This window comes from Lentzea sp. NPDC006480, assembly GCF_040611995.1.
GTDB lineage: Bacteria > Actinomycetota > Actinomycetes > Mycobacteriales > Pseudonocardiaceae > Lentzea.
This window is the reverse complement of the sequence record NZ_JBEXPJ010000262.1, coordinates 1-8,355: the sequence shown is the minus strand read 5'-3', so window position 1 is coordinate 8,355 and position 8,355 is coordinate 1. Positions and strand designations below refer to the sequence as shown.

Sequence of the window (8,355 nt, the reverse complement as noted above, 5' to 3'; positions counted from 1 at the left end):
AGCACACGCTCGCGTCCTACGAGCTCGCCGCTCGCATGGGTGCCGACTTCATCGAGCCGGACCTGGTGTCGACCAAGGACGGCAAGCTGGTGGCGGACAAGGTGATCGGCGCGCAGCAGCAGACGTTCCCGAACATCGACCTGGCCCTGGCCCAGCTCGGCGTCATGTTCGAGATGGCGCCCGACGCGGGCGAGGCGATCTTCGCGATCGCCAGGATCGTCGGCTGGATCGCGCACGCGATGGAGGAGTACGCCGAGCCGGGCCTGCGGTTCCGCGCGCTCGGCGTGTACATGGGCGACCGCCCGTAGATCAAGGCCGGCCACATGGTCTGGAGCGTGGTTGGGATGCGCTTGGCCCCGATGACGCGCTAACCAGCGGGAGGCGGAGTGCTGGGCGTGGCGTCAGGCTCTCCGGCGCGCGACCCGGCGGGGGCGTGGAGCCGGTCCGAGCTGGCGTGGCAGGCGAGTTGGCGTGGCGGATGACCCTCGACCTGGCGTGGTGCACGACGCGCCTGACGACCTCCGGGGCCACGAGCCTCGACCTGAAGCGCCGTCCACCCGCCGCTGCTGCGCTCCCTCTCGCTCGTCTCCTGGACCGCACGTCTTGGCCACGGAACTCGTCCGCCTGAACACCTGTGGTGAACGGTCGCGTCCGCCCGTCGGCGGTGGCATGAACGCGCCGGGAAGCGGACCATGGACCGCGTGAGATTGTCCGCTGTGGACAACCTGAAGGTGATCCTCGTGGCGTGGGTCATCGGCGGCCACGCGCTGCTGGGCTACGCCGCGGTCGGGGGCTGGCCGTACGACGAGGTCAACGAGGTCACGTTCCACCCCGGCGTGGAGACGGTGCTGGCCGCGCTGATCGGGCCGTCCGGGTTGTTCTTCATGGGCACCTTCTACTTCATGGCCGGGATCTTCACGCCCGGCTCGATCGAGCGCAAAGGCGCCAGGAAGTTCATCGCCGAGCGTCTCGTCAGACTGGGCACGCCCTGGGTGGTCACGGCGCTCGTCGTGTGGCCCACGTTCGTGTGGATCGCCTACAACGGTGCGGGACGACCAGTCAGCTGGTGGCACGCGTTCACGCACCGGGACCCGTTCCTGGACAGCGGATCGCTGTGGTTCGTGGGCGTGCTGCTGATCTTCAGCATCGCGGTCGCCCTCGCGCCACCCGTGAAGGAACGCACGATCACGCCGAAGACCGTGCTGAGCATGACGATGCTCGTTGCCGGGACGACGTTCCTGACGCGGCTGGTGTTCCCGGCGAGGAGCGGGCAGGTCGGCGACCTGCACCTGTGGTGGTGGCCGCAGTGTCTCGGCATGTTCCTGCTCGGCGCGATCGGCGGCCGGAAGCTGGCGGAACGGGTGCCGGACGAGATCTACCGCATGTGCCGCAACGTCGTCATCGGCACGATCGTCGTACTTCCCTTCGCAGCGGCGTTTCTGGGTGTGCTGGATCTGGCGGAGAACGCCGGACCGTTCCTCGGCGGCTGGACGTGGCAGGCGTTGGCACTCGCGCTCGTCGAAGGAATCCTGGTGGTGGCAGGCAGTTTGTGGCTGATCGGGCTGGCGCAACGGAGGTTGACCGGCCAGGGACCCTTCACCGACGGGCTGGCGCGGTCCGCCTACGTCGCGTTCGTCGTGCAGGGGCCGATCCTGCTGAGCCTCGCCACGGCCCTGCGCCCGCTCGACCTGCCGGCCGAGATCAAGGCGCCGGCAGTAGGTGCGGGAGCGATCGCGCTGTCGTTCGCGGTCGGCTGGTACGTCACTTCACGGCGAGGCGCTTCAGCACGCTCGTCGTGATGCCCGCCGCGTCCAACCCGTGCGCGCGCAGGATGCGGGCACGCGAGTCGTGCGGCAGAAACCTTGGTGGCAAGGCGAAAGCGGCCACATATGTCGACGAACCGGCCAGGGCTTGACCCAGTCGTGCGCCCAGAGCACCGGTCGAGGTGGTGTCCTCGACGGCCAGGACCAGCTTGTGCTGGCCGCTGTACTTGACCAGGTGCGGGTCCAGGGGAGCGGTCCAGCGCGGGTCGACGACGTTCACCCGCACGTCGTGTGCGGCGAGCTCTTCGGCCGCCGCCAGACACGGACCGGCGAGCGGACCCACCGCGATGAGCAGCACCTCGGCGTCCGGAACCTCGCGCAGCACGTCGAAATGGCTCACGCGCCGCACCGCGGGCACGTCAGGGCCGACAGCGGCTTTCGGATAGCGCACGACGGTCGGTCCGTCGGACACGGAGACCGCCTCGCGCAGCAACTCGGCGAGAGAAGCGGGATCACGCGGAGCAGCCAGCCGCAGACCGGGCACGACGGGTAGCACGGACGCGTCCCACATGCCGTGGTGCGACGCGCCGTCCGGACCCGTGACGCCGGCACGGTCCAGCACGAACGTCACCGGTAACCGGTGCAGCGCCACGTCCAGCAGGAGCTGGTCGAAGGCACGCGACATGAAGGTCGCGTAGATGGCGACCACCGGGTGCAACCCGCCCATCGCCATCCCGGCAGCGGACGTCACGGCATGCTGCTCGGCGATCCCGACGTCGAAAACCCGCGATGGGAATCGAAGCGAGAACGGCCGCAGCCCCACTGGTTCCAGCATCGCGGCGGTCAGGCACACGACGTCCGGACGCGCAGCACCGATCTCCACGATCTCGTCGGAGAAAGCGTCGGTCCAGGTCCGGCCGCCAGAAGCACCAACAGCGCCGACCGCGTGCATGCGGTCGGACTCCTCGGTCTCCGCGGCCTCGTACCCCTTGCCCTTCACGGTCTTGCAGTGCACCACCACCGGCCGACCGAGAGCCTTGGCTTCCCACAAGGCGTTCTCGACGGCATGCACGTCGTGGCCGTCGACCTCGCCGATGTAGGCAAGCCCCAGAGCCTCGAACAGCCCACGCGCCGTGCCAGCGATCAACGAAGCCGCGAACCCACCGGCAGTCGGGTCGTAGGAGCGGCCGTTGTCGTTCAGCAGCACCACAACCGGGCGAGACGAGCCGCCGATGTTGTTGAGCGCCTCCCAGCACATCCCGCCGGTCAGCGCGCCGTCGCCCACGATGGCGACGACTCGGCGGTCGGTCCCGGCCAGCTCGAACGCCTTGGCCAGACCGTCCGCATAGGACAGTGCGGTCGACGCGTGCGAGTTCTCGATCACGTCGTGCGCGGACTCGGCCGCGGAGGGATAGCCGGACATGCCGCCGGCCTGGCGCAGGGAGTCGAAGTCGGAAACCCGCCCGGTCAGCATCTTGTGCACGTACGACTGGTGCCCGGTGTCGAACAGCACCACGTCGACCGGCGAGGAGAACACCCGGTGCACGGCGATGGTCAGCTCGACGGCACCCAGGTTCGGCCCGAGGTGCCCGCCGGTCCGGTGCACCTTGGAGATCAGGAACGACCGGATCTCGGAGGCCAGCGGACCCAACGAAGCAGAAGGCAGCGCACGGACGTCCGCGGGCGAGGTGATGTCAGCCAGCACGGCGCACCGCCAGCGGCAGCGTGAAAGCGATCGTCTCGGTGGCGGTCGTGTGCGTGGAAACGGAAACCGATCCCAAGGCCCGCAACGCCGACACCACCTCGTCCACCAGCTCGGGAGGAGCAGACGCCCCTGCTGACAGACCCACGGACGTGACACCGGCCAGCCACGCCGGATCGATCTCCGAGGCGTCGTCGATCAGATAGGCCGGAGTGCCGCCACGTGCCGCCAGCTCGACCATTCGCACCGAGTTGGACGAGTTCTTCGAGCCCACCACCAGCACCAGATCGGACTGCGCGGCCACGTCCCGGATCGCGATCTGCCGGTTCGTCGTCGCATAACAGATGTCGTCGGAGCCAGGCCCGCGCAGCTGCGGGAACTTCCGCTGCAGCGCCTCGATCACCTCGGCCGTCTCGTCCACCGCCAGCGTCGTCTGGGTCAGGTACGAGACCGGTCCGGTGATGTCCAGCGCGAGAACGTCCTCGACGGTCTCCACCAGCACCATCTGGTCGGGAGCTTCCCCCAGCGTCCCTTCGACCTCCTCGTGCCCGGCGTGTCCGACGAGGATGATCGTGTCCCCGCGCTCGGCGAACCGGCGGGCTTCGGAGTGCACCTTGGTCACGAGAGGGCAGGTCGCGTCCAGCACGTCGAGCGACCGCGAAACAGCCTCGGCGCGCACAGCGGGGGAGACGCCGTGCGCGGAGAAGACAGCCGTGGCACCGAAAGGCACCTCGGACAGCTCCTCCACGAACACCGCGCCCCGAGCTTCCAAGGAGCGCACGACGTGGACGTTGTGCACGATCTGCTTGCGCACGTAGACAGGGCCGCCGCGCTGGTCGAGAAGCCGTTCCACGATCTCGATGGCACGCTCCACCCCGGCGCAGAACGACCGGGGTGACGCGAGCAGCACCGAACGCGGCGGGTGTTCCGTCATCTAGATGTGCCTTTCAGTGGTCTCGGTGGGTGACCAGTTGAGCCAAGGTCCCCAGCTCCACGGCCGCACGCGCGGTGGGAGAGGCCTCGCCGAGGTGAACGAGTGCCTGCGTGTGCAGCTCGTCGGCCTGCGTCTGGCTCCAGGCCCGCCCACCGGCCAGATCGACCAGAGATGCCGCCCGCGCAAGCGTTTCCGCGTTCATCTCCTCCGCGCCGAAGTACAACGACGCCAGCTCAAGAGAAGCGGGCACACCGGCGGTCAGCGCGTGCACAACGGGCAGGGACTTCTTGCGGCTCATCAGATCCGAGTGGGTGGCCTTGCCGGTGACGGCCGGGTCGCCCCAGATGCCGAGCAGGTCGTCCACGTGCTGGAACGCGAGGCCCAGCTCGGCGCCGTAGCCGCGCATCGCCTCGACCTGCTCGTCGGTGCCACCACCGAACAGGGCGCCCAAAGCCGTTGAGGCGCCGAGCAGAGCGCCGGTCTTACCGCGCGCCATTCGTTCCACTTCGGACACCACCACGTCCGAGCGCGTCTCGAAGTCGAGATCGAACGCCTGCCCGTCGAGCAACGCAACGGTGGCGTCGCCCAGCGTCCGGATCGCCTCCAGCGCACGCGGATGTCCAGACGCCGCGAGGACGTCCAGCGCAAGCGCTTGCAGCGCGTCGCCCGCCAGGATCGCGGCGTTGACACCGAACACCGTCCACGCCGTGGCCCGGTGGCGACGGGTCGTGTCGCGGTCCATCACATCGTCGTGCAGCAGCGAGAAGTTGTGGACGAGCTCCACCGCGACCGCCGCCGGGACAGCGGAGGCCGCAGAGCCGCCGACGGCCTCGGCCGCCAGCAGCACCAGCGCGGGACGGATGGCCTTGCCGCCGTTCTCCAGCACCGGGTTGCCGTACTCGTCGCGCCACCCGTGGTGGTACTCCGCGATCGTGCGCATCGACGGCGGCAGCTGTTCGACGGCCTTGCGCAGAGCCGGGAGGACGAGCCCCCGGCTCCACGCCAGCACCTCGCCGGCGGGTCTGCCCGCCGCGAGAGGTTCAGTCATCTCGGCGGTCATGGTTAGAGACCGATCTCCACGTTCTCCAGGACGCCCAGCGCGTCCGGCACCAGCACCGCGGCCGAGTAGTACGTCGACACCAGGTACTTCAGCATCGCGTGCTCGTCGATGCCCATGAACCGCACGTTCAGGCCGGGCTCGTACTCGTCCGGGATGCCGGTCTGGCGCAGGCCGACGACACCCTGCTTCTCCTCGCCGAGACGCATCGCGAGGATCGACGTCGTGCCGTTCTTGTTGACCGGGATCTTGTCGCACGGCGCGATCGGGATGCCGCGCCACGACTGCAGCGGCTTGCCCTCGACCTCGACCGTCGGCGCGTAGAGGCCGCGCGAGGACAGCTGACGGCCGAACGCCGCGATCGCCTTGGGGTGCGCCAGGATCAGCTTCGTGTTGCGGCGCCGCGAGATCAGCTCGTCCATGTCGTCCGGCGTCACCGGACCGGACTGGGTGCTGACCCGCTGCTTGAGGTCGGCGTTGGCGAGCAGGCCGAACTCCTTGTTGTTGATCAGCTCGAACTCCTGCCGCTCGCGCAGGGCCTCGATCGTCAGCCGCAACTGGTGCTCGACCTGGTCCATCGGCTGGCTGTAGAGGTCCGCCACCCTGGTGTGGACGCGCAGGATCGTCTGCGCCACCGAGAGCTCGTACTCACGCGGCCGCAGCTCGTAGTCGACGAACGTGCTGGGCAGCCTCGGTTCGCCGTCGTGGCCCGACGAGATGTCGATCTCCGCCTCGCCGTGCTTGTTCGAGGCGTTCGTCGGGTTCGCCAGCTGCTGCGCGATGTGCTCGCGCATCGGCGCGATCTGCCCGTTGAGCTGGTTGAACGTCGCCCGCGAGAGCACCACGGCCGTCGTCGGCGTCAACGCACGCGCGGTGAAGCTCCAGTCCTTCTCAGTGCCGGACAGCACCGGCTCGTCACCGATGTACTCGCCGTCCGCCATGGTGCCCAGCGCCACGTCGTCGCCGTACTCGCCGAGGCCGGTCTTGGTGACCTTGCCGTGCGCGATGACGATGATCTCGTCGACGGACGTGCCGCGCTCCGCGATCACCTCACCCGGCTGGTACTCGCGCTGCTCGAAGCGGTTCGCGACGGCGGTCAGCGCCTCCTCGTCCTCGAACCCGCGGAGCAGGATGAACTCCGCGAGCTCCTGCGGCACGATCCGCACCTCGGAACCGACGCTGGTGAACGTGACCCGGCCGTCGCCGATCGCGAACGTGAGGCGCCGGTTGACCCGGAACGCGCCGCCCTTGGCCTCGACCCACGGCAGCATGCGCAGCAACCAGCGGGGCGAGATCCCCTGCATCTGCGGTGCGGACTTGGTGGTCGTCGCGAGGTTGCGCGCAGCGGCCCGCGACAGGCTCATCTGCTTGTCCTCGACCCCAAGGCCCGGATCGGTAACAGTCACTGCGAGTCCAATCTATGAACGAACCAGGACAGCGGCGGTGCCGAGTCCGGTGGGGGAGTGGAACGACTTCCGGGTGGGGGCGGGGGAGAAGCTGAACCTGCCGGATCTCCGCGACCAGAGCAGCTCACCGGCGAGCCACGACTTCAGAGCTTCGACGTACCGGTGCAGCCCGGCACGCGCCTGCTCGTCGAGGTCGTACTCCTGAACCAGGGAAGGAAGTTCGGCGATGATCGACTCGATCTGCCGCAACCGCGCGGCGACCAGGTCGCCCACGACCGAGACGGCCTGCTGAAGTTCGCACTCGAAGAACTGCTGCACCGCCAGCACCGCGCTGGTCGTGCTGGCGCCGGAGCCGTAGAACGCGTCGAACCCGAGAATCTCCTGCCGCAGCCCGGGAACGTCGCCGAACGAGTCCACCAGCGCTCGCATCGTGGAGTTGCGCAACAACTCCGCGGGCAGCTCGGCACCCACCGACTTCTGCGCGAGCGCCGCCGACAGGTCGCCCGCGTTGGTCTTGCGGCGCATCTCGACCAGGTCGATCGGGTCGGGCACCCGGCCCTGTGCGGTGTTGTGCAGCTCCCACGACATTCCGTCCAGCAGGCTGATGACGCCGGCGCGGTCGTCATCGTCCAAAGAGGACCGCGAGACCAGGTCCGCGAGTCCCTTCTCCGCGGGGTTCATCGGCGCGGTCCCCGACGCGAGGATCTCCTTGAGCCGAGCGATGAACGCCTTGCCGCCCAGCACGTTGCGCGACCGCAGGAAGCCCTCGCGGAACGCGTCGTGCAGGTAGAAGCCCCACGTGTGCCAGTCGTTGATGTGCTTCAGGTCTTCCAGCGACGCGGTCGGGTGCGTGAGCGGACCGAAGCCGCCGTAGTCCGCCGCGTCGTAGAACGCCTCGGTCCACGGCGCGCCGTTGAGCATGCCCATGTCCCGCACCCACGTCTTCGTGTGCTGGCGGACGCGGTCGACGTGCGGGGAGAGCCTTGCCGCGAACGGCATGTCGAACTCAACCACGACTCACCCCCAGCCACGCGCCGGACGTGCCCAGGCCGGTCGGCCCGCGCAGGATCGTGCGGAAGAACGCCGAGTTCCCGGCACCACCTTCGACTTTGGTGTAGCGGCCGGCGTGCAGGTGCCACTCGTGCCCGCCGGACTGCCAGTCCTGCAGGCCCTTCACGTACTTGAGCACCCGCGCCTGCTCCACCGGGTCGATGCCGTGCTCAGCGAAGAGTGTCGGCAGCTCGGTGAACACGGTGTTCTCGAACTGATGCAGCCGCGAGGTCAACAGGTTGTTCACGGCCTCGACCGCGGTCTGCGTGTCGTGGCCGAAGAACTTCTCGAACACCAGGACACCGTTGGAGTTCTCGCCCTCGCGCTGCACTTCCCGTTCGTACGAGAGAGCGGGACTTCCAGAGAGGGGAGTGAGCCGCGGACTCCGAGTTGTCGAAGTTCGTCGTCGACCTCCGCGACCTCTTCCCGTACTTCCTCCGCGC

Annotated in this window: 8 protein-coding genes and 1 pseudogene; 3 read left to right on the top strand and 6 right to left on the bottom strand. The window is 68.7% G+C overall.

Annotated features, from left to right (window positions below):
• The 3 genes and pseudogenes from ABZX92_RS44105 to ABZX92_RS44095 all read left to right on the top strand — a co-directional run.
• Window positions 1-95, top strand: a pseudogene (locus tag ABZX92_RS44105) (glycerophosphodiester phosphodiesterase family protein); the annotation flags it as partial.
• Window positions 90-308 (top strand): citrate/2-methylcitrate synthase, encoded by a 219-nt coding sequence (locus ABZX92_RS44100; protein WP_355571882.1) that lies wholly within the window; start codon window positions 90-92, stop codon window positions 306-308. The pseudogene ABZX92_RS44105 and the gene ABZX92_RS44100, both read left to right, overlap by 6 nt.
• A gap of 384 nt (window positions 309-692) precedes the next feature.
• Entirely contained in the window at window positions 693-1,799 is a 1,107-nt protein-coding gene (locus tag ABZX92_RS44095; protein ID WP_355571878.1) for an acyltransferase, read from the top strand.
• On the opposite strand, the gene ABZX92_RS44090 is transcribed toward ABZX92_RS44095, so the two are convergent.
• Genes ABZX92_RS44090 through ABZX92_RS44065 form a run of 6 tightly spaced genes read right to left on the bottom strand, consistent with a single transcriptional unit; the run spans window position 1,762 to window position 8,243 of the window.
• Window positions 1,762-3,465, bottom strand: a complete 1,704-nt coding sequence (locus tag ABZX92_RS44090) for a 1-deoxy-D-xylulose-5-phosphate synthase (protein ID WP_355571880.1) — start codon at window positions 3,463-3,465, stop codon at window positions 1,762-1,764. The genes ABZX92_RS44095 and ABZX92_RS44090 overlap by 38 nt on opposite strands.
• Window positions 3,458-4,399, bottom strand: a complete 942-nt coding sequence (ispH, locus tag ABZX92_RS44085; protein WP_355571876.1) for a 4-hydroxy-3-methylbut-2-enyl diphosphate reductase — start codon at window positions 4,397-4,399, stop codon at window positions 3,458-3,460. Before ispH ends, ABZX92_RS44090 begins: the two co-directional genes overlap by 8 nt.
• Before the next feature lie 13 nt (window positions 4,400-4,412).
• Window positions 4,413-5,447, bottom strand: a complete 1,035-nt coding sequence (locus ABZX92_RS44080; RefSeq protein ID WP_355571874.1) for a family 2 encapsulin nanocompartment cargo protein polyprenyl transferase — start codon at window positions 5,445-5,447, stop codon at window positions 4,413-4,415.
• 14 nt (window positions 5,448-5,461) lie between these two features.
• Complete coding sequence (locus ABZX92_RS44075) at window positions 5,462-6,820, bottom strand: family 2B encapsulin nanocompartment shell protein (protein WP_355571872.1); 1,359 nt, start codon at window positions 6,818-6,820, stop codon at window positions 5,462-5,464.
• 54 nt (window positions 6,821-6,874) lie between these two features.
• Window positions 6,875-7,876, bottom strand: a complete 1,002-nt coding sequence (locus ABZX92_RS44070; protein ID WP_355571870.1) for a hypothetical protein — start codon at window positions 7,874-7,876, stop codon at window positions 6,875-6,877.
• Window positions 7,869-8,243 (bottom strand): hypothetical protein, encoded by a 375-nt coding sequence (locus tag ABZX92_RS44065; RefSeq protein WP_355571868.1) that lies wholly within the window; start codon window positions 8,241-8,243, stop codon window positions 7,869-7,871. Before ABZX92_RS44065 ends, ABZX92_RS44070 begins: the two co-directional genes overlap by 8 nt.
• Window positions 8,244-8,355: the final 112 nt, after the last annotated feature.